Raw genomic sequence first — 22,024 nt, forward strand, 5'->3', positions numbered from 1 at the left:
AACCGGTGGCAATGCTGAGGTCAGGCAGCAATTTGCTCGCCCTGGTGAACGTGCGCGCATCTTTACATCCAACCGGTAAATGTTTAATATTTAAAATTTATACCTGGTGTAGCAAAACCACTCCGCAATCTGCCTGCAAGGAGAAAAAACCATGACTGGATCCGCCAAAACTCCGTCCCTCCATCCCGAAGCAGGATTAGCGGATATCACCGCCTGCAACTCCTCCATCTGCCTGGTGGACGGTGAGAACTGCCGCCTGCTTTATCGCGGGTACGACATCGTCGATCTCACCGAACATTCGACCTTTGAGGAAGTTGCCTACCTTCTCTGGTACGGTCGACTCCCGGGATTCGTCGAGTTTCAGGCCTTTCTCGACGGTTTTACCGGCTGCATGAAGCTGCCGGTGGAAACAGTGATGATTCTGCGCATGTTTCCCAATGCAGCCACCCCCATGGAAGTGCTGCGCACAGCGGTTTCATCCTTGGGCCACTGGGATCCCGACAGCGGCAACACCCTGCTTGACGCCTGTCTGCGCAAGGCGCAGCGTCTCACCGAACGTATCCCCCTGATTATTGCCTCCCATCAGCGGCTCCGGGAAGGCATGGAACCACTCGAACCGAAATCCAACTACGGCATTGCCTTCAATTTCCTTTATACCCTGCAGGGCAAGGAGCCGGATCCGATCATGGTCAGGGCCATGGATACCGCCCTTATCCTCCATGCCGATCATGAACTCAATGCCTCGACCTTTGCCGCTCGGGTGACAGCAGCCACCATGACCGACATCTATTCAGCCGTGACCAGTGCCATCGCCGCCCTGAAGGGACCGCTGCACGGCGGGGCCAACGCCGAGGTCATGAAGATGCTTGAAGAAATCGGCACCCCGGAAAAAGCTGCCGACTGGATCCTGCCCCGTTTACGGAGAAAAGAAAAAATCCCCGGGTTCGGTCATCGGGTCTATCGCTGCGAAGACCCCCGTGCCACTGTCCTGCGCAAAGAGGTCGAGCAAATCACGGCTCTCACCGGTGAGTTACGCTACTTTGAAATCGCTCAGGCTGTGGAGCAGGTTATGCTGACCCATTCCAGGGTGTTTCCCAATGTCGATTTTTATTCCGCACCCCTCTATCAGGCCATGGGTATACCGGAGGAACTGTTCACCCCCATATTCGCCGTCAGCCGAACGGTCGGCTGGACGGCTCATATCCTCGAGCAGTGGAAAAACAACCGCTTGATCCGACCCAATGCCCAGTATACAGGCCCATCCCTGCAGCCGTATATTGACATCGGCTCCCGCTCTTGACCAATCCCTCACTGGCACCCATCAAGAAACCCTTGATCCGTGACAGCTGGGTGCCGGTTTATCGACCAAAGGGTCCATTCAGCGGGACAACAAGAAGAGTCAGGATAAAAGAACCGGTTTGCGGATGGGCACTAACGGCCTCCCCGGGGCTCAGTGCCCCGGCTCGACCTCTCCTTCTGTTCGAGAAAATCGGTGAACACGCCGGTTACCCCCCAGTCCAGCAACCTGCTCTGGCGGGTCGGATCGTTGACGGTGAAAACGTTGACCGCCAGACCCTCTGCCCGCAGGATGCTCACCAACGCCTGGTCAGTGATGCTCTTTTCAGGATGATAGGCACAAACACCCAGTGAGCGCAGGTAGGGGACGAGATCCTCGGGGTGGTAACGCTGCTGCAGGGCGGCGGTGGCTATTTCCGGTGCATGTTGCCGGCAGGCACGCAGGTAGTCGTGATTAAACGAAGACAGGACCACCATCCCCCTCATCCCGGATGTACGGACCAGACGGATCACCTCTTTGACAATCTGAGGGCCCAAACTGGACGCTTTCATATCCTTGATTTCAACATTCAAAGGCATACAGTGGACCGCAGCCCAGGACAGCACCTCTTGCAAGGTGGGGATACGCTGCGGCAGAAGGGTGACAAGACGGTTTCGATGAACCGGACAGCGCGCCAGGGTGCGGAAAGGATCAGTCTCGACAAACCAGGAACCCGCATCGAGACGGCGTATTTGGTCAGACCGCCAGTCATCAATATTCAGGCTGACCAGGCCCAGGTCCCATGCCATCATGGCAGCATTGCTGGTGCGGGTGAGGTTACGGTCATGAAAGACCATGACCGTACCGTCCCGGCAAAGGCGCACATCCAGCTCAATCATGCGACAACGACCCAGGCAGGCGGTAAAGGCGCTGAAGGTATTTTCCGGATACCAGCTCCGATACCCCCGATGGGCAATGATCAGCGGCTGCGCTCCAAAACGATCAAAAAAGCGGTGGTTCCGGGGGGAACCAGCAAGGATTGCGGTAGTCACAAACAGCTGCCAGAAGACGAAACCGCGCCTCTTCCGGGTGCCCTCGGCGGCAATTGTCTCACTCCTGCACCGCAGCGGTGCGAGCAATGATCCAACGGGCCGCCTCTTCCAGGTCAGAGGCCACATAATCAGGCTGGACCGCCTGCTTGGGGCCGATATAAGCGGCATCACCCTGACCATACCCGGTGAGGACAAGAACAGTAGCGGCACCGACAGCGGCACCACAGCGCAAATCAGACCATCGGTCGCCCACTATATAGGAAGAGGCTGGATCCAGACCCAGCTCCGTTGCGGCCTGTTCGATCAGGCCGGTTTTGGGTTTTCGGCAGTTGCAGTGCTGCCGATATCGCTCCTCCTTGGCCTCGGGGTGATGAGGGCAGATATAGATACCGTCGACACGGGCCCCTTCGAGGGCAAGGAGACGATGCATTTCCCGATGCACTTCATCGAGCAGGGAGGCCGGAAAATAGCCGCGGGCCAGGCCGGATTGATTGGTGACCACAACCACCGGCAACCCGCACTCGTTGAGAGCACGAATGGCCCGGCCGACCCCGGGCAGAAGATGAAAGCGGGAAATATGGTTGATATAGCCCATCTGCTCGTTGATGGTCCCATCCCGATCAAGGAAAACCGCCGCACGACCAGGTTTGGCATTGCTGCACACCGGACTGCTCTCCTGGAACGCCATTTATTTCTCCTGCAAGGCCTGGATCACGGCCGCATACACTTCCGCCGCGGTGATCATCTGCATGCACCGGAAATGTTTCTCCGGGCATTTTGTTTTTTTGCAGGGACTGCAGGACAGTGGTTTGCGGACAACGATGGCATTCTCGGAGAACGGACCGGTGGCGATATGATCAGTGGATCCGAAAACAGCGACCAGCGGGGTGTGCAGGGCAGCGGCCACGTGCATCAGACCGGAATCATTGCTGACAAAGACATCGCATTCACCAATCAAAGCCATGGCTTCGATCAGGCTGGTGGCCCCGGTGAAGTCAACCAGACGGTCAGCCATCTTACCGGCGCGATCCATGATTGCCGCAGCTGTACCACTGTCGGCCGCACTGCCGAAGATAAGTATTCTCGCTTCGGAGTGACGTCCGATCAGCTCAGCCAGTTGGGCAAATTTCTCAGCCGGCCAGCGCTTGGCTGGTCCAAAGGCGGCTCCGGGATTGAAACCGATCAGTGGCACTGAGCGCGCAACCTGGCCGATGCGTTCCTCAAGCATCGCACGGGCGGCCTCGATCTGGTAGCCGGGAATGAACAGTTCCAGGGCAGTAGGTGCCGGCTTCAATCCCAGCCCCAGCAGCATACGCTGATAATAATGGACCTGATGCCTGCCGATCAGCTCTTGTTCCCGGCGGACTCCATGGGTAAGCAGAAGGCCCCGGGCATCGGTGGTGTAACCGCCGCGCACCGGAATACCCGCGACTTTGGCGATCAGGGCAGCTTCAAAGGCGTTCTGCAACAGCAACGCACAATCGAACTGCTCCTCCCGAAGTGCGTTGGCAAGCCGCAACATCCCCTTGGGTCCACTGTGCATCCCTTTTTTTTCATAGAGAAACAACCGGTCGACCCGGGGGCTGTAGCGAAAGATATCACTCACCCAGGGATGGACCAGCATGGTGATCTCACTCTCCGGAAAATTTTCACGAATCGTTCGTACCGCCGGGGTGGTCATCACCGCATCGCCGATCCAGTTGGTGGATCGAACCAGAATTTTCTGAGGATTCTGGGGGAAGGGACTCATGATGAAGGACTGTTCGTTGTTTCGACGCTCAATAAACCGGCAAGCCGTTCGACGGCAAAGGTGATGGCCGGATCCTGAGACAAGGCGATCTCATAGTTGACCATAGCCTCTTCCGTCTCGCCAAGACATTCCAGATTAAGGGCCAGATTGGCGTAATCAATGGCTGAGACCGGGTTCAAGAGAACAGCGCGACGGAAATGATCCACCGCTTCTGCGTGTCGTCCGGTTTTGTAGCAGCAGACACCCAGGGTATTGAAGATGTCGGGTCGCTCTTCATCCAGGGCCAGCCCCTGACGCAGTGCGGCAATAGCCTCTTCATATCGGCCGAGATCGCGCAGACAGCAGCCCAGATAGGAATACAGATAGGGCAGATCTTCCTGTTGCGGGCTGCATCGCAGAGCCTCTTCGAAACAGGCCAGAGCTTCAGTGACGGCTCCCTGATCGTAAAGATGGCGGCCCCGGTAAAAATGGAGAAAATAGGCCGATGGCAAAAGGCGCTGCATAGCCGTCAGCCAGAGATCGAGCTGATCACCCTCGAGCAGGTCAGCGGCCAGCTTGGCGGCAAACAGGGCCGCATTGCCGCCCATGGCCCGTTCCCGGAAATGGGCACCGGGGATAATGGTGTACAGGGCCGGGATCTCCAGTTGCGGATGGGTGGTGTTGATGATCAAAACCTCCATCCCATTGCGCTGCAGCGCGGCAACACAGTTGTTGACCTCCTGAAAGATATCTTCATCGGCAAGATCAGCCATTTCCCCCAGGGTGACGGTGGAAGTGCTGCGGAGCAGATGATCGACTTCGTCCAGACTGAGGGGCTTGGGCAGACCGCTTGCCACATAATTAGAACCGGTGTTGAAATCACCGGCCAGCTGGGCAACCTCGGTCAGGGCCCGGATCAGTGCCTTGTTGGCGTCGGGTGTGGTACCGGCGGTGTAGACGATCTCGCTTGTGTGCGGAAAGGTGGCGGGGTCCCAGGCCAGGGCACCGACAGTGGGAATGCCCGTATCCAGAGAGAAGTCGCTGAGATGGACCTCGATGCCATTGTTTCTGAACTTGTCGAGCAGTTCGCAGGCCACTGGATCGGTAATCGATGCCGGATCGATTTTTGCCGTGGCAAGACGATCCCGGGTGACCAGAGCACAGACATGACGCTCGACGATCTCGCATATTCCCTGCAGGACCGCCTCTTCATAGGTATTCCCCGCGGACGGACCATTGAACTCATTGATGGCATAAAACCAGGAAAAGGGGATCAGCACCGGAGCATTGTCGCCAAGACGCTGGGCCCAGGTCCAGCGCAGTGGCAGATCGGCAAGCAGGCGACGCAACAATTCTGGAGACAGATCAACATCGTGCACTGAATGTAGTAAGGTCTCAATGGGCAGCACCGGATACCCTTGTGCTTCCATGCGCTCATAATCACCGACGAGAAAATTATCCTTGTCGTTGAGAAAACTGAAGAAGCTGAAACGTTCGCCCAACTCCATACAAGCGCTGGCACGGGCCTGATCCGGAGTCGACCCCTTGCCCATCTGCTTCTTATTGCCGATAATTCGCCGGGCATCAGCCCCACACAGGCTGAAATAGACGGGGATACCGAGACGGCCGTTATCGATACGGCGAATGTCCTTGAGAATATCGAGACGGCAAGCCTGCAGTCGCTGTTGAAATCGGGCTACGGTTTCGTTGGGGGTGCAGGCTTTGTCCTGATCAAAGGTGTATTTTTTGCGGCAGGCCTGCAGGGTGATCATTTTTTTTTCCATTCCATCCATCGTTTTAAATGCTGTTAAGATCGAAACAGTTGTTCAGCCCGCCCCGAACAGGGACAAAGCTCCAAAACGGGTAAGGTCATTGAGTGCCCGAAAAAACCTTCACCTCAATCCGTGACGCCTGGATGCTTGTTTTGGATATATCCTGTGTAATCAAGTTATAATTGCAGTGGAATCCTTGATAATAACCTCCACCAGCCGCCCTTCGGGTTGTGCGGAGGTGCGCTCACCGATCCAGGCTTCAATGAAGCATGGGGATAACCTGGGCCATTCTTGATCGCCAAAAAGGCCCACAGGGTGCAAGGGTAACCTCTCTTCTCCCCTGCGGATCGATCATGATCCGGATATCCAAGCGATTTATCGGGGCGAGGGAGCCGAGCCGTTCCGGCCATTCGATGATGGTCACGCCCTCCAGTTCGAGAAAGTCCAGCAAACCGGCTTCCTCAACATCCACTTCGTCATTGAGCCGGTAGCAATCCATGTGATACACCGGCAGACGGCCATGGTACTCATGGAGAAGGGCAAAAGTGGGACTGGAAACATACTGCTCCGCTCCAACGCCGAGGGCATGAGCAAGAAAACGGACCAAGGTTGTTTTGCCGGCGCCCAATGCACCATACAGAAAAAGAACATCGCCGGGCACCAGAACTCCGGCAAGGGCGGTGGCGATCCGGGTGAGATCCTCTTCCACCGCACAGACCAGAGATGCGACCTCACCCTGTCCAGGGCCCTGGTTGATCTGGAGAGGAACTATCATGGAATTGCTCTTCGTCATCAGCTCCATGTCTTTGCGAATATTGGAGAAAAAGTAACGAATCACCGCATTACCGCAGTTCTATTGTACGGTGGAATCAGTCCTCAGGCAAGCTTCAATCGTCATAAAGCGGTCTCGAACAGACCACAGGCAGCGCCCATCCAGAAACGGTTCCTTTCCTCTGACTCTCAGTTGCGCCCTCGTTTTTTCGGAAATATACACCATAACCGGGTCGTCTATTACGCTCTTGTATTGTCTGGAGTCACCTGCCATACCTGACTCCTGAATCCGTGACGGCTGGAGGCTTGTTTTGGATATATCTTGCTGTCATCAAATTATAAATGCAGCGGAATCCTTGACAATACCCTTCACCAGCCGCCCTTTTGGTTGGTCCGTCCGCTCTCGGATCCAAGTGACTGTCACTTATGATACTTATGACCGGCTTTGATGGTACAGGCCCGATAAAGTTGTTCCAGCAGAATCAGCCTGGTCATTTCATGGGTAAAAGTCAGCCTGGACAGCGACAGAATCGTATCGGCCCGCGCCAGCAGGGAAGAGTGCAGGCCCAGATGGCCACCAATGAGGAAACTGACCGTCCCCACGCCCCTCTCCTCCCAGCCGGAGAGCAACACAGCAAGTTCTTCTGAATTGGGCAGGGCTCCGGAAGGGTCAAGAGCGACGCGTACACCGGCGCTGTCGGTTCGTTGCAGAAGAAGATCCGCCTCAATCTGTTTCATGACCTCTTCCGGGTCCTTACGGCCATGCCGTTCCTTGAGGATCGGCAGTTCGACCGTGGCGAATCGCCCCAGGCGGCCGGCATAATCACGGATTCCAGCTTCGAGATATCCTTCCCTGGTCTTGCCGAGCAGAGGAATGAGAAATTTCATATTCCCTGGTCACCGCCTTCGGTACTCTCCAGGCAGGCCTGGAGAATACGGCAAAACAAGTCATAGCCTATATCTTTGTTGAAACCCGGACAAGAAGCGGTAATGGCCTGATAGTTGGCTGCATCGTGGAGCATACTCGGATGCAGCGGCCACTGCCGGCACCGCCAGGGTCTGCCGGCATGGACAGTGCATCCGGCCTCGCCGTCATAAAAGATGCAATGCCCGTCCTGAATCTTCATCTGTACCACTGAACCAGTGATCCGCCAGTACCGGCGACGGGTCTCCTCCGGACTGAGACCCAGGACCCGAATCATCCGCGCCTGGTCCTTTTCGTCCAGAGAGACCGTGGTCTCACCATGGCAACAGAAACCGCAACGGACACATTGAAAAATATCGCTCAACTGATACCTGTTTCCGCTCATATCGCTTTCCTGAATCCGTGACGGCATACATTTGTCTGCAATACATTGTCCTGAGTCCGTCCGTTCAAGTGTCCTTGCATCGAACGATCACAAACGCCAAAATTGAGGCACGAAGAAGCGCTTACGGATCCAGCAGTTTAAAAAACAAGAAAAAACGTCGGCCTTGAACCAGGACGACGTTGGATGGAACCTTGAATCCGTGACAGCTGGGCTCCTGTTTTGGATCTCTTCTGCTGGAGCCGGCTCATATGTGGGGCGGTTTTTTTTTAACAAACCGTCACCTGCCGTTTTTCGGGGGTCCGTCCGCACGTCAGCTTTATTGCCCGTACCCGTCCGATAAAGTGCCCATTAATCGAACGGTCACAGACAATAAAGCTGACGCACGGAGGCATGCTCACGGATCCAGGTTTATCCTATTGGTCACCAACATTGAAGCTGACCGGACGGATCCAGGTTATACGCAGGCACTGAACAGCTCTCAGGCGTAGCCGATAGTGTCACCGAATATTGAAATATCAATGCCGAATTTCTGTGCCGCCCGTTTCCATTTCAGGGCATCCGGTGTATGGAAAAGCACTTCTATGTCCGCGGGGACTGTCAACCAGCTGTTATCGATCAATTCGCCTTCCAGTTGCCCAGCTCCCCAACCAGCGTAGCCGAGTATGAACAGATATTCCTTGGGACCCTGCCCCAACGATATATCCTCAAGCAGTCTTGAGTCCCGACTCAGAAAAACACCGGGCTTGACTTCAACGGCGTAGCGCTGATCATGTTTGGTATCCGAGTAGAGAATGAAACCTGCGTCCATCTCCACGGGTCCGCCCATGTATACCGGCGGCAGTGGTCCTTCGGGAATAGTGAGATTGGATCCATGGAGGATATCTAGCAGGGTAATTTCAGGGTTGGGATTGTTAATCACCAGCCCCATGGCCCCTTCTTCATTATGGGCACAGATATAGATCACCTGCTCCTGAAATCGAGGGTCGGGCATCTGGGGAGTGGAAATAAGAAATTGTCCAGCAAGGCTTTCCATAGTCTCTGTTTATCCGTTCGCTCGTTTAATCGAAAGAGGACCTCATCAACTCCTGGTACGATCGAAGGCAGAGCGGTCCACTGCTGTTCAGAGAAAGGGAAGGGAGTTGTCTCACTGTAGCCTTTCGGGTACAGTGTAAACATATTCACAGCAACTGGCAACCGCTATGCAAGGAAAACAGAAACAGATATGAGTGGACAATCACCCCTGATCAGCACATCGGCAAATCTGAAAAAAGCCCTGACCTGGATGGCGGAAACTCTTGCCGAGCATCCGGGAAAAAAAAGGATCAATATCCTGCGGGAGGCAGAATTACGTTTCGATCTCACACCGCTGGAATGCGAATTTCTTGACACCCATTTCAGCAACGAATAACCGTAGTCTGTTTTGGTCACCACCTTGTTTCAGGTATCGGAGTCCATTTTCATTCCCCTGAATCCGTGACGGCCGGACGCTGGTTTTGGATACATCTTACTGTGATCATAATATAATCGCAGCGGAACCCTTGACAATACCTTTCACCAGCCGCCCTTCGGGACGTTCGCTCACGGATCCAGGATACCGGCACCCTGACCCGGCCCATGCGTCGGCAGGCGGATAATCACCGTTGTCCCCTTGCCAGGTTCACTCTCCATATCGATTGAGCCACCGTGATCAAGGATGATTTTCTGGGAAATGGCCAGGCCGATGCCGGTGCCGCTCGGCTTGGTGGTGAAATAGGGATAAAAGACCTGGGACAACAGTTCAGGAGCAATACCCGAGCCCGTGTCGGTGATCCGCAGTTCAACGCCTTCACCTTGCTCCAGATTGGCTAGAGCCACGGTCAATGTCCCTCCCTCTTCCATGGCCTGCATGGCATTGAGCAGCACGTTCATCATGACCTGCTGCAACCGGTCGACATCACCACGAATAGGTACGATCCCATCCTCGACCTCCATAACCGTTGTAATACGACTGTCAGCAGCTTCGGCTTTGATCAACTGCAAGCTTCGCTGCAGCAAGACTGGGAGGTCGACCTGTTCGAGATGAAGGGCTGTCGGCCGGGTGAAACTGAGCATTTCGGTGATGGTTCTATTCATCCGTTCGGTCTCCTGGATCAACAGGTCCGCCGTATCCTGCTCCTTGCTGCCCGAGGGGAATCTGTTTTTGAGCAGAAGGGCCAATCCCTTGATGGAACTCAAGGGATTACGCACCTCGTGGGCGACCCCACCCGCCATCCGACCGACCGCTGCCAACCGCTCATTTTCCCGCATCCGCTGTTCCAGGGATTTGATTGCCGTCACATCGGAAAGCAGCAGGACCTTGCCCATATACTGCTGCTCGCTGTCCGTAATCAATAAGGGGTGGCAAAGTATTTCACACCGGCGACCACCGAAAATGACCTTGATGGTCTGCTCCCTGAAGTGATTTTCATGATCCGTCACGACTGTGCCGACATCCAGGAAAAAGGCGGCCAGTATCTCCGGCAACACCTCCTGCGGCTTTCTGCCCACCACCGTGTCCCGGGCCATACCGGTGAGTTCGACAACGGCCTGGTTCCAGGTGGTGATTCTGCCGGAGGCGTCGGTGGCGACGACTCCCACCGGCAATTTGGCAATCAGCAGTGAGGTAAAGGCCTGTATTTCAACCAGGGTCTTCTGGGAAATACGGTACCCCTGGACAGCAGACAAAGAAAACCATCCCCCCAGGCCGACAAGGAGCATGGCCAGGGAAAGCATGAGGATCTGCAACCGCAGGCGACCGAGAGTCCGATCGTACTCCTTCATGTCCAGGCCAACCAATACCAGGTGCCCTTCACCAACCTCATTGCCCCGGGGAAAAAACCGGACCATGGGACGTCGTTCGTCCTGGTTTTGCAGAAAAATTCCCCGCTGCCCTTCCCGCTGCTGCCGCATGGGAGTCGGAATCAGGGTGGGAAAGGCCGTGGTAAAGGGGCGTACCGCCTCAAACACCCGTCCGTACTCTTTAGTGACCTGAATAGCGTAGACCATTCGGGGTTGCTGATCGGTTCGGTCACCCAGCCCCTCCACCTCCGGCAGCGGCAGCAAAGTACCGATCCGGCTGTGATCACTGTGCGCGATAACCTTCCCCTGGGCATCAACCAGGGCAAGAAAGCGTAAATCGGGATCCTCGGCAAGATGATCGATGACCCGCTGCACATGCAGATTCCACGGGTCGTTATTCCAGTAATCTTTACGTAAATCGTTAATATAAGAGGCTCTGGATCCGGAATCCAAAACCCGCATCAGCGTGGCGGCCTTCTGCAGCAGAGCACTGGTCATCAAGCGCTGTTCCAGTCTGAAATTATGAAAGGCAAAGGTGACCACAATCATAATCAGCAATCCCGCCGCCGCCGCCAGCAGCCAGGGGGAGGTGGAGATATACGCCGGCCGGGTCAAATTCCGTAATCTAAGTATCATGACGACTCAATTTGCAAAAATCTCGCCAGGATGAAGTTAGAGACAATTTCGCCACCGCCCTGAGAACAGGAGATTGGAAATGTACCCGGCGGGACAAATGGATACTTTTTACCCATTTGCAGGCTTGTTGCCTGGGTAGAAAAGAAACATGCCGCATATGTATTGTGGTCCGTATAAATCAAATACCAGAAGGCAAGCAAAAAATTATCATTAATATCATAATGTTAGAACAAAAAAATTTCCTGGCACGAAAATAGCTAAACTCAAGACAACAACAGGCATCCATAATACGAACCAGAGGAGAAAAGATACGATGGAAAAATCAACCAGCAGAAAAAAAATAGTTTTAGCTGCCATTCTCACCAGTGGCTTAGCCTTGGCCATTACCCAGTCGGCAATCGCCCAGCCTGGTTTTCAGGGCCAACGGGGTCAACATCCCTGCCTGATGCAGATGGATCCGGTTGCCCAGAAAGCCAGGGACAGATTTCTCGATGAAACCATGGAAACCAGAAAACAACTGGCAGAGAAGAACGCTGTTATGCGGGCCCTGATGAATGCAGGCACCCCGGATACCGCCCAGGCATCACAAATCGCCGGCGAACTGTTTGAACTGCGCGAAACATTGCGCCTGAAAGCACAGGAAACCGGATTACCGCTACATATGCTGATGATGGGACAGGGCGGCAAAGGGACCAAAGGGACTATGCCCTGCTACGGCAAAGGCCCTCGAGGCGGTCGCATGAACAGATAATTTCCTCTGTGCCCATCAACACCTGAACACCCATGCCCTCCTGTCGCCCCGGCGGCCCCTCCCTCCTTGCCGCCGGGGCGTTCCCTCCTGCCGTCCCGGTGGTAACTCTCTCCTTGCCGCCGGGGCGTTTTCTCATGGCGTCCCCGGTGGTCACCCCCTCCTTGCCACCAGGGCGTTTTCCTGAATCCGTGACGGCTGGACTCTTTTTTGGATGTATCTTGCTGTCATCATATGAGTATTGCAGTGGAATCCTTGATAATAACCTTCACCAACCAGCCGCCCTTCGGTGCGTCCGTCCGCACGCCATCTTCATTGCCCATAACCTTCCGATAAAGTCTCCTTTAATCGAACGCTCACGGATCCAGGGTTTTGCTTCAACAACTCCCAGCGCACCACAGAAATCTGTACGTCACCGTCCTGAGAACGCAGCGTGCAGGTTTACATCATGTTTTCCGGATCCACATCAACCCCCATGGTCACCGCCGAGGAACACAGTCTGCTTTTTTCCGCCTGGAGCGCTGCGCACAGGGCATGCATGGCGGCGGGAAACCGACTTTTCAGCAGCAACTGCCAACGGGTCAGATCCCTGAGTTTGACCAATGGCGACGGTGACGGTCCCAAAATCTCCACTGCCCCGCCTTCACCGGTTTCACGAAGAAAAGCCGCAACGTTGGCGGCCGCTTTTTGCACCTGCTCCTCGTCAACGCCACTGAAGCGGATATTGATCAGCCGGGAAAAGGGCGGATATCCCAAAGGTGAACGTACCGCAATCTCTTGCTGATAGAATGCGTCGTAGTTGTGGTCGCGGGACTGCTGAATTGCGTAATGATGGGGTTGATGCGTCTGAATGATCACTCTTCCCGGATCGTCCCCGCGTCCTGCCCGGCCAGTCACCTGGGACAGCAGGGAAAAAGTACGCTCCGCCGCTTTGTAATCGGGCATGCCCAGGCCGGAATCTGCCCAGACAACCCCCACCAGAGTAATATGGGGAAAATGGAGGCCTTTGGCGATCATCTGCGTGCCGACGAGAATATCGATCTGCCGCGATCGGACCGCGGCAAGCAGCGCCAGATACTGTTTACGGTTGGACGAGGTGTCACTGTCGAGACGGGCCGTCCTGGCCTCGGGAAACAATTGCCGGACCTCCTCTTCGATCCGTTCGGAGCCAATGCCGAGACCTGTTATTTTCATTGACCCGCAGCTGGGACACAGGGTCTGCAGAGGCAGGCTGTAGCCGCAATAATGACACAGGAGCCTGTTCCTGCTCCGGTGCAGGGTCAGAGAAACCTGGCAATGCCTGCACTGAAGAATATGCCCGCATTCGCGACAGAGCATGAAGGATGAAAAACCACGCCGGTTGACGAACAGAAGGCTCTGCCGCTTCTGGGCCAGGGTCTCGTGGATCGCGGCAATGAGTTGATCGGAAAAAACCAGATCAGGCCGTGAACGTTTGGTATTGGCCAGATCGATAATCTCCACCACCGGCAGGGGTTGCTCTGCAACCCGTTTTGCCATGGTCAGCAGCGAATATTTGTTGTGCAGACAATGATGATAGCTGACCACCGAGGGAGTCGCTGATCCGAGCAGGACCGGGCATCCCGCCATTCGCCCCCGCAGTACCGCCAGATCGCGGCCATGATACCGCAGTCCGTCTTCCTGTTTATAGGCCGGTTCATGTTCCTCGTCGACAATGATCACTCCGAGGTTGTCGAGGGGCGCAAAAACAGCGGAGCGTGCCCCGAGGACAACGGCAGCTTTTGCTTCCAGCACCGCCTGCCATTGATCAAGACGTTCACCATCACTGAGACCACTGTGGAGGACGGCCAGCCGGGAGCCGAAACGGGAATGAAAGTGTGCTTCAAGCTGTGCAGCCAGGGCGATTTCCGGCACCAGCACCAGAGCGGTTCGTCCCTGATTGAGCGCATGCTCTACCGCCCGCAGATAGACCTCGGTTTTTCCGCAGCCGGTGACCCCGAAAAGGAGAAAGGGGGCAAAGGAAGCGGCGGTGATGGCCGGGAGGAATTGAGAGAGCACCTGTTCCTGCTCGTCAGTCAGCTGCTCCGGGACGGGTTGGATTTCCGGCGTGACCGCAAACGGGTCACGGTGGACCCGTTCCATTGTCGTTGCGAGGATATTCCGCTGTACGAGCTGTTTGAGAGGCGGCCCACAGCCGGGATACTTTCGGGTCATTGCTGTCCGGGCAACGGCTTGTCCCCTGCTGGCCAGAAAAAGCTCGACAAAAAGACCAAGCGCCCGTATTTCCGATTTCTTCAAAGGAGGTTCCGCTGCCCGGCACAGATCCGTGACCAGGGTCGCGTCGCTTTCTGAGCCCTGGTCCTGGAGCAAGGGTCGCAACTCCGGCCCCGGCAGCAGCACAGTCCGGGTTTTCACCCGCCCTCCCTTTGTCAGCAGAACGGGCTCAATGGTGATCAGTTGCTGTTGTTCAAGTTTACGCAGAAAATTTCTGTCCCCTGCCTGACGCCAGAGTCGACCCGTCATCACGGCTTCCAGGCATCCATTGTCCACCAGGGGATCAAGCCAATGGGTAAAATGCTTCCCGGCATCGGCGATGAATGCTGAAGTCAAGTCGACCCTTCCCTGTTCGGTCAGTACAACCCTTCGCCCGCTTTTGCGGCCAGGAGCCAGGGGCAGGGCTGTTCTGACCACTTCGCCGATCGGATGATGATAATAACGGGCAATCCAGCGGTAAAAAGGAAGGAGTGATGCCGGAAAAAAAGGCTCTTCAGTGAGGACAGCAGCAATGGGTTTGATCACGAAATCCGAGGACCCGGATGCCGGCGGCTTGACCCGGCCAAGCACATACCCGGTTATCTTCCGGGCACCAAGGGGAACAAGAACGCAGCAACCGACGGCAATAACCCGCTCCCTCCCCTGCGGCTGCCCGTAGGTCAGTGTGGTGTCAAGGGGGGCATCGACCGCGACTTCGTAATACAGGTCGTCAGCGTTCAGCGGGTGCAAGTGCATGAGGGTCGTACCCGAACCTATTGTTCACCTGAATCCGTGAGCGTTCGTTCGTGCGTCAGCTTCGTTGTTCGTGACCGTTCGATTAAAGTACACTTTATCGGACGGTTACGGGCAATGAAGATGGCGTGCGGACGGATACCCCGAAGGGCGGCTGGTGAAAGTTGTTGCCAAGGATTCCGCTGCAATTATAACCTTATTACAATAATATATATCCAAAACAGGAGTCCAGCCGTCACGGGTTCAGGGTTCAACCATCTATCGGGCACGAGCAGTCGTTCAGGGTGCGATGACATCTTTGCAGGCACTCTCCAGGTACTCGCGAAACGGTGGGCCCAGAGTCTGGTGTTCAAGGGCGAAGTCGACAATCGCTTTTAAATACCCCAGTTTATCACCGGCATCAAACCGTTTCCCTTCGAATTCATAGGCGTACATGTCCCGACGGTTGGCAAGGGCGAGCAGGGCATCGGTGAGCTGGATTTCACCACCATGGCCCGGAGTGGTTTTGGCAAGAAGCTCGAAAATGTCCGGCATCAGCAGATACCGACCGATGATAGCCATGTTGGATTGACAGGTCCCTGGTGCCGGCTTTTCGACCATGCGATTGACCTTGAAGGTCCGACGATGATCGGTCTCCGTGCCCTCGACTATACCGTACTGATGGGTCTGATCCATATCCACCCGCTGAATGGCCACGATGGACTCGCCCAGTTGATTATACATATCGATCATCTGTTTGCAACACGGCACCTGGCTTTTCACCAGGTCGTCACCCAACAGCACCATGAAGGGTTCATCGCCGACCACATTGCGCGCCATCAGAATGGCATGTCCCAATCCCAGGGGTTCTTTCTGCCGCACTGCAATGATGTCGATCAGATTGGAAATGTTGGCAAGTTCCTCTCGCAGCTGCACCTTCTTCTTGTCTTTGAGTACGGTGTCCAATTGAAAATCGTAATCAAAATGATTTTCAATGGCCGACTTACCGGTACTGGTAATAAAGATAATTTCTTCGATTCCGGAGGCTACTGCCTCCTCAACGATATATTGAATCGTGGGACGGTCAACTATGGTCAGCATTTCCTTGGGGATGGCCTTGGTTGCGGGAAGGAATCTCGTCCCCAGTCCCGCTACCGGGATCACCGCCTTTTTGATTGCTTTCATGGTCTCCTCTTTGCTCGGCTGTATTTTCAGATGTACTCCAGGAAAAATTCAGGTATAAAACCTGAATTCGTGAACGTTCGCCGCTGCGACAGCTTTGTTGTTCGTGACCGTTCGATTAAGGTGCAGGTATCGGCCGGGTTCGGGCAATGAAGATGGCGTGCGGACAGACGCCGCCAAAGGCGGCGGGTGCAGGCGTTTTGGAAAATTTTTTACAATTATACTCTGATTACAGCACAATACAACCCAAACTGCCGCCCAGCCGTCACGGATCCGAGATAAAAAAAGACCTCAAACAACAAAGGCATAATCTACTATACTCCGCAGTCCGTCGCATCCTCAAAAAATTCCCTCGTATTTCATGTATCTTTCCTATCCCCTGACGCTCCCTGTCAATGACCGCCGGGACGACATTGTCGCAGCCATCAGGGAGCATCAGGTTCTGATCATCATCGGTGACACCGGCTCCGGCAAGACCACCCAACTGCCGAAAATGTGCCTTGAAGCCGGCCGAGGCAGCTCCGGCCTCATCGGCTGCACCCAGCCACGCCGAATCGCAGCCCTCTCGGTGGCGGAACGGGTTGGTGAAGAACTCAGGGCCCCAAACCTGGTTGGGTATAAGATCCGTTTTCATGACCGCACCTCGGAGCAGACCCTGATCAAATTCATGACCGACGGCATACTGCTTGCCGAAACCCGCCGGGATCGCACACTCAGCGGCTACGACACCATCATTGTCGACGAGGCCCACGAGCGCAGCCTCAATATCGACTTTCTCCTTGGATACCTGAAAAACCTGCTGCCCTCCCGGCCCGATCTCAAGCTGATTGTTTCTTCGGCCACCATCGACGCTGAAAAATTCAGCCGCTATTTCGACCAGGCACCGGTGATTCAGGTGTCAGGACGGACCTATCCGATCACCACCCAGTACCGCGAAGCGAAAGAAGGCGATGAGGATGACGGCACCACCTATGTTGACCAGGCCATTGCCGCGGTAGCGGAATTGGCCATGTTGCCCGCCGGCGGTGACATTCTGGTCTTTATGCCCACCGAACGTGATATCAACGACACCATCGAAGGTCTGCGCCAGGCGTATGAACAGAGCCATCTGCTGCTGCCGCTCTTCGGTCGCCTGCCAGCGGCAGAGCAACGAAAAATCTTCCGCCCGGCCCACAAACGCAAGATCATTGTTGCCACCAATGTTGCCGAGACCTCGATTACCGTACCGGGCATACGCTATGTGGTTGACACTGGCCTGGCGCGGATCTCCCGATACAATCCCCGCTCCGGCACCACCAGCCTCAGAGTGAGCAGAGTGGCCAGGGCCAGCTGCGAACAGCGCCGGGGCCGCTGCGGACGCACCGGCCCGGGGACATGCATCCGCCTCTACAGTGAAGAGGATTTTCTTTCCCGGGAATCCTTTACCCCCCCGGAGATACAACGAGCCAACCTGGCCGAGGTCATCCTGCAGATGATCGACCTCAACCTTGGGGACCCCGGTCGCTTTCCCTTTATCGATCCTCCCTCCTCCAATGCCATCCGCGACGGCTATCGTACCCTCAAGGAACTGGGTGCCCTGAACGACGACCATCGTCTTACCGCCCGAGGCCGCCTCATGGCCCGACTCCCCCTGGATCCCCGTCTTTCCCGAATGATCATCGAAGGCACGCTGACGGATGCGGTTCGGGAAGTCACCATCCTGGCCGCCGCCCTTTCTATCCAGGATCCACGGATTCGACCACCCGGAAAGGAAAACAAGGCTGATGAGACCCATCGCTGGTTCGTCGATCAACGATCCGACTTTTCCACCCTGCTCAACATCTGGAACAGCTTGCACGCCGAGGGGGAAAACCTCTCCAAATCAAGGCTTTCCCGATTCTGCAAAGCCCATTTTCTCTCCTGGCAGCGGACGCGCGACTGGATTGATGTCCACGACCAGATCAGTCGCCTGCTGAAAACCAATAAGATCGTTCCCGGACAGGAACAGCAGACCGATTATGCCGCCATCCACACTGCTCTGGCCAGCGGTTTTCTCCGCAATATCTGCACAAAAAAAGAAAAAAACCTCTATCTTTCCGCCGGCAACAAGGAAGTCGTCCTCTTCCCTGGCTCCGGACTCTACGGAAAAGGGCCTCAATGGGCCGTGGCCGCCGAATTTGTGGCCACCACCCAGCTGTTTGCCCGTACGGTAGCGACGGTTGATGTTACCTGGCTGGAACGGTTGGGCGGTGACCTCTGCAAACGCTCCTGGTCGAATCCGCATTGGGAAAAAAAGAGCGGCAAGGTTCTGGCCCTGGAACGGGTCAGCCTGTTCGGCCTGTCCATTGTTGCCGGTCGCAAAGTGGACTATGGACGAATCAATGAAAACACCCTCCAGGAGGCCCGGGAGATCTTTATCCGGTCCGCCCTGATCGGCAACCAGCTGGGTGGACAATACCCCTTTCTCATGCACAATGCGGCCCTGATCGCCACCTATGAAGAAATGGAAGAACGGTTCCGCCGCCGGAACATTCTGGTGGATGACGAGACCTTGTACGCTTTTTACGATGCCCGCCTCGGTAAAGTGTATGACCGCTTTACCCTCAACCGACTGCTGCGGCGCAGAAAAAACGACCAGTTCCTCCACATGGGCGAACAAGACATCTGCCTGGCGGTCCCTGAAAGCGAAGAATCCTATCGCTTCCCCCACGCCGTCCGCTGCGGCGACATCGAACTTGCGCTGAGTTATCTCTTTGCTCCAGGTGACGAGGCAGACGGCGTATCGGTCCATATTCCCCGACACCTGTTGCCCCATATCAATCCGCTTGTTTTCGAGTGGCTGGTTCCAGGTCTTCTGCCGGAAAAACTGCTGCTGCTCTGTAAACGACTGCCCAAACAGCTTCGCCGCCGTCTCGTGCCCCTGCCCGATGCGGTCGATCGTATCCTCGACGGTCTCTCGCTGTACAAGGGCTCGTTGTACCAGGAACTGGAACGGGTGCTCCTGCGTGCCTACCAGGTCCAGGTGCAACGGACCGACTGGCAGGCCGATGCCCTGCCGCCCCACCTGCGGATGCGCTTTCTCCTGGTGGACGAAGAGGGGACTGTCCTCTGCACCAGCCGTTCCTTCACCGACCTGCTCAACCATGAGCAATCGCTGGCAACCGAGACCCATGCCACTGATTGCGCCACGCTGCCAGCTCCTCGAACCATATCAGCGGAAGATCTCGACGCCATCGAGAAAAAAATCCTGTGCACCGATGCCGACGGACGCGTAACGGGTTTGTTTTTTCCCGCCCTTGAGATCGACCCGCTGCGCAATAGGCTGGAACTGCGGTATATCGACAATGAAGCGGAAAGCAGACGCCTGAACCGTCTCGGGTTGCACCATCTCTATACACAGGCCTGTAGCGGAGAAGTTGCGGCGATCCGTTCATTGTGCAAAACGGTTCTCAGTCGCCATTCCTCTTCCTGGCTCAGCCTGGGCGCTGGGGTTCCGGCCGCGAAATTGCGCGCCGACCTCCAGGCCTTTCTCATGGACGCACTCTTCGGAGCCGCCGATGGCGCCCTGCCCTCACAGGCGCAATTTCTGGAAAACATCGCTCGGGCCAGGGCGCAGGGGATTCCGCGCACAGCCACCGCCCTCCTCGACACAATCAACGAAACCCTGCGCCAACGTCGGATGGTTGCCCGCACCATAGCCGACTGGGCCACCAAAAAGAAAAAAAATAAAAGTTATCAAAAGTCCCGCCACGATGAATATCTGGCCGCCTTGGAGCAGATCCTGCCGGCGTCCTTTCTCCAAACCCTGCCGGCCGAGTCCCTACCCCATAAGTCCCGCCACCTCCAAGCCCTGGCCCGGCGTATCGAACGGGCTGACCACTCCCCCCTCAAGGACAACGCCAAAGCCAAGCGCCTGCAGATACCGCTTGATCGTTTGCGGCATTTTCTCCAGTTTGACCATCCCTCTCCGCCCTGCCAGGTCCTGCTGGAGGAATACCGGCAACTGGTGGAAGAATTCCGGGTTTCTCTCTTTGCCCCGGAGCTGGGCACTTCTCAGCCGGTTTCGGAACAGCGACTGGAGCAAAAATGGCGTCAAGTCATGGAGACGTGCCAAAAGGTTGAATAGTGGCCTTTCAGGGGCGTTACTGAAAAATAACTCCTATTCCCATTTTCCTCTATCATGGACGTGGACAATGTTTTATATTATAAAAAATTGTTGGATAACGTTAGAGTCCACAAAACCCTTTTCACTATTGAATGCCAAGGAGGACTGCCGTGAACAGATCATTACCGTATCTATTCCTGCTTTGTCTGGTGGCTGCGATGCTGGCCACCGGGTGCGCGGGACCTCAAAAGACTGAAACAGCCAGAGATACCGGCCCGCCGGAGGCGGTTGCGGAGGCCGGGCATGGCACCTATGAAGGTGAAATTGTCGGAATATCGGAGCGGGCAAGAACCATATCCATCATGGTTGGCAGAGGTGAAGATGCCAGAAGGATGATGGTCAAATATGACGCGGACACCCAAGGCATCAACACCGTAGCCCAGGGGTATGCCGCCGTTTTAACCTATGAAACACGGGGTGCGGATCTATACGCCACCGCGGTCAGTCCTAGACTTGCCAGATTGCCTGAAGGCGTTTCCGAGATTAAAACAGCCGAGCTTGAAGAATTGATCTTCAGTGGTGAGCCACTGTTTCTGGCGGACTCCAGGCCCCCGGCCCGCTATGCGCAATCCCATCTGCCCGGGGCTCACTCCCTCCCGGTCCCTCTGCTGAATGAAAAGCAGGGGGAAGTCCTGCCTGAAGACAAAGACATACCTCTTGTCTTCTACTGCGGGGGGGTCACGTGAGGTATGTCACCTGCCTCCGCCGGTCTGGCGAAGAAACTGGGATATACCGATGTACGCGTTTATCTGGAAGGCGAGCCTGTCTGGCTGGAGGCCTTCCTGCCCACCTATTCATCCGAAGAGTTTATTCTCCACGGCAATGTGGTTCTTGTCGACATGAGACCCAGGAACCAGGTCATCGAGGGAAGAATACAGGGGGCCTACAGTGTTCCCTTCGCCACCCTTGAAAATGCCCTGGGTGACCTGGCCCGTAATGCCCCGATCGTACTGTACGGGGAAGATGAATATCAAGAAGAAGAGGCTATCTTTATACTCCGGGCCGAGGGGTTCAGGAACGTCTCCCTGGTCAGGGGTGGGTATCAGGGCTGGCTCAAAAACGATGGCGCCATCGAGTCAGGCCCGATTTTCGCCACGGAAATCACCTGGGTCCGTCAATTGGGCCGAGGCGAGGTCTCGGTGGCGGACTTCCGTCGAGCAGCGTCCGGTGAAGACACCAGTGCCATCATCATCGACGCTCGGACCAGAGAGGAGGTGGCTGAACTGGGCACCTTCAGACACACGATCAACATGCCTCTTGATGAAATCCCTTCGCGGATGGACGAACTGCCCAGGGATAAAACACTCTATGTCCACTGTGCCACCGGCGCCCGGGCCGACATGGCCTACAGCGAACTGGTCAACAACGGCTTTGATGTCAAGTTCCTGCTCCTGGACATTCAGGATGCCGAATGTGACTGCGAGATCATCAGGCCTGAAGAGCAGGTCATCTGAGACAACCAGCTCGGGAAAAACAAAGGCCGTCCGCTTCACGGACGGCCTTTTTCATATCATCGAACCAACCCCTGATCTTCTCTGTACGCGACAAGACTTGAGAACGGGACCGTCATGAGCTATCCACCTGGATCCGTGAGCGTTCATCCGTGCGTCAGCTTTATTGTCC

Annotated in this window: 17 protein-coding genes; 6 read left to right on the top strand and 11 right to left on the bottom strand. The window is 55.7% G+C overall.

Annotated features, from left to right (window positions below; all coding sequences use genetic code 11):
• Positions 1 to 151: 151 nt before the first annotated feature.
• Positions 152 to 1,300 (top strand): citrate/2-methylcitrate synthase, encoded by a 1,149-nt coding sequence (locus JWG43_RS08630; RefSeq protein WP_205242511.1) that lies wholly within the window; start codon positions 152 to 154, stop codon positions 1,298 to 1,300.
• 131 nt (positions 1,301 to 1,431) lie between these two features.
• Here JWG43_RS08630 and JWG43_RS08635 read toward each other — a convergent pair whose 3' ends face one another.
• The 8 genes from JWG43_RS08635 to JWG43_RS08670 all read right to left on the bottom strand — a co-directional run bounded on the left by JWG43_RS08635 (position 1,432) and on the right by JWG43_RS08670 (position 8,943).
• The gene (locus tag JWG43_RS08635) at positions 1,432 to 2,328 is read right to left on the bottom strand and encodes a glycerophosphodiester phosphodiesterase family protein (RefSeq protein WP_205242512.1); all 897 of its coding nucleotides are present in this window, start codon (positions 2,326 to 2,328) and stop codon (positions 1,432 to 1,434) included.
• Positions 2,329 to 2,386: 58 nt separating this feature from the next.
• The gene (gene gmhB, locus JWG43_RS08640; protein WP_205242513.1) at positions 2,387 to 3,016 is read right to left on the bottom strand and encodes a D-glycero-beta-D-manno-heptose 1,7-bisphosphate 7-phosphatase; all 630 of its coding nucleotides are present in this window, start codon (positions 3,014 to 3,016) and stop codon (positions 2,387 to 2,389) included.
• Positions 3,017 to 4,078 (bottom strand): lipopolysaccharide heptosyltransferase II, encoded by a 1,062-nt coding sequence (gene waaF, locus JWG43_RS08645; protein ID WP_205242514.1) that lies wholly within the window; start codon positions 4,076 to 4,078, stop codon positions 3,017 to 3,019. It abuts the gene before it with no gap.
• Positions 4,075 to 5,841, bottom strand: a complete 1,767-nt coding sequence (locus tag JWG43_RS08650; RefSeq protein ID WP_205242515.1) for a YcaO-like family protein — start codon at positions 5,839 to 5,841, stop codon at positions 4,075 to 4,077. Before JWG43_RS08650 ends, waaF begins: the two co-directional genes overlap by 4 nt.
• A 247-nt stretch (positions 5,842 to 6,088) precedes the next feature.
• The gene (gene tsaE, locus JWG43_RS08655; protein WP_205242516.1) at positions 6,089 to 6,604 is read right to left on the bottom strand and encodes a tRNA (adenosine(37)-N6)-threonylcarbamoyltransferase complex ATPase subunit type 1 TsaE; all 516 of its coding nucleotides are present in this window, start codon (positions 6,602 to 6,604) and stop codon (positions 6,089 to 6,091) included.
• 416 nt (positions 6,605 to 7,020) lie between these two features.
• Complete coding sequence (locus tag JWG43_RS08660; protein WP_205242517.1) at positions 7,021 to 7,488, bottom strand: 23S rRNA (pseudouridine(1915)-N(3))-methyltransferase RlmH; 468 nt, start codon at positions 7,486 to 7,488, stop codon at positions 7,021 to 7,023.
• Positions 7,485 to 7,910, bottom strand: a complete 426-nt coding sequence (locus JWG43_RS08665) for a YkgJ family cysteine cluster protein (protein ID WP_205242518.1) — start codon at positions 7,908 to 7,910, stop codon at positions 7,485 to 7,487. The genes JWG43_RS08660 and JWG43_RS08665 overlap by 4 nt, the downstream gene beginning before the upstream one ends.
• A 478-nt stretch (positions 7,911 to 8,388) precedes the next feature.
• Entirely contained in the window at positions 8,389 to 8,943 is a 555-nt protein-coding gene (locus tag JWG43_RS08670; RefSeq protein WP_205242519.1) for a YqgE/AlgH family protein, read from the bottom strand.
• 189 nt (positions 8,944 to 9,132) lie between these two features.
• Here JWG43_RS08670 and JWG43_RS08675 point away from each other — a divergent pair, with 189 nt between their 5' ends.
• Positions 9,133 to 9,318, top strand: a complete 186-nt coding sequence (locus JWG43_RS08675) for a hypothetical protein (protein WP_205242520.1) — start codon at positions 9,133 to 9,135, stop codon at positions 9,316 to 9,318.
• Between the two features lie 170 nt (positions 9,319 to 9,488).
• Here the strand turns inward: JWG43_RS08675 and JWG43_RS08680 are convergent, their stop codons facing one another.
• The gene (locus JWG43_RS08680; protein ID WP_205242521.1) at positions 9,489 to 11,363 is read right to left on the bottom strand and encodes a two-component system sensor histidine kinase NtrB; all 1,875 of its coding nucleotides are present in this window, start codon (positions 11,361 to 11,363) and stop codon (positions 9,489 to 9,491) included.
• Positions 11,364 to 11,676: 313 nt separating this feature from the next.
• Between JWG43_RS08680 and JWG43_RS08685 the strand changes: the two genes are divergently transcribed.
• Complete coding sequence (locus JWG43_RS08685; protein WP_205242522.1) at positions 11,677 to 12,114, top strand: hypothetical protein; 438 nt, start codon at positions 11,677 to 11,679, stop codon at positions 12,112 to 12,114.
• Positions 12,115 to 12,552: 438 nt separating this feature from the next.
• On the opposite strand, the gene priA is transcribed toward JWG43_RS08685, so the two are convergent.
• A complete protein-coding gene (gene priA, locus JWG43_RS08690) occupies positions 12,553 to 15,099 on the bottom strand; it encodes a replication restart helicase PriA (protein ID WP_205242523.1) in 2,547 nt (848 codons plus the stop codon).
• A gap of 276 nt (positions 15,100 to 15,375) precedes the next feature.
• A complete protein-coding gene (galU, locus tag JWG43_RS08695) occupies positions 15,376 to 16,260 on the bottom strand; it encodes a UTP--glucose-1-phosphate uridylyltransferase GalU (protein ID WP_205242524.1) in 885 nt (294 codons plus the stop codon).
• A gap of 358 nt (positions 16,261 to 16,618) precedes the next feature.
• On the opposite strand from galU, the gene hrpA reads away from it, so the two are divergent.
• The 3 genes from hrpA to JWG43_RS08710 all read left to right on the top strand — a co-directional run bounded on the left by hrpA (position 16,619) and on the right by JWG43_RS08710 (position 21,855).
• The gene (hrpA, locus tag JWG43_RS08700) at positions 16,619 to 20,362 is read left to right on the top strand and encodes an ATP-dependent RNA helicase HrpA (RefSeq protein WP_205242525.1); all 3,744 of its coding nucleotides are present in this window, start codon (positions 16,619 to 16,621) and stop codon (positions 20,360 to 20,362) included.
• Positions 20,363 to 20,511: 149 nt separating this feature from the next.
• The gene (locus tag JWG43_RS20040; protein WP_205242526.1) at positions 20,512 to 21,087 is read left to right on the top strand and encodes a rhodanese-like domain-containing protein; all 576 of its coding nucleotides are present in this window, start codon (positions 20,512 to 20,514) and stop codon (positions 21,085 to 21,087) included.
• A 3-nt stretch (positions 21,088 to 21,090) separates the two neighbouring features.
• A complete protein-coding gene (locus JWG43_RS08710; protein WP_205242527.1) occupies positions 21,091 to 21,855 on the top strand; it encodes a rhodanese-like domain-containing protein in 765 nt (254 codons plus the stop codon).
• The last annotated feature ends 169 nt before the right edge of the window (positions 21,856 to 22,024 follow it).

This window comes from Desulfobulbus alkaliphilus, from assembly GCF_016918545.1.
Classification (GTDB): domain Bacteria; phylum Desulfobacterota; class Desulfobulbia; order Desulfobulbales; family Desulfobulbaceae; genus Desulfobulbus; species Desulfobulbus alkaliphilus.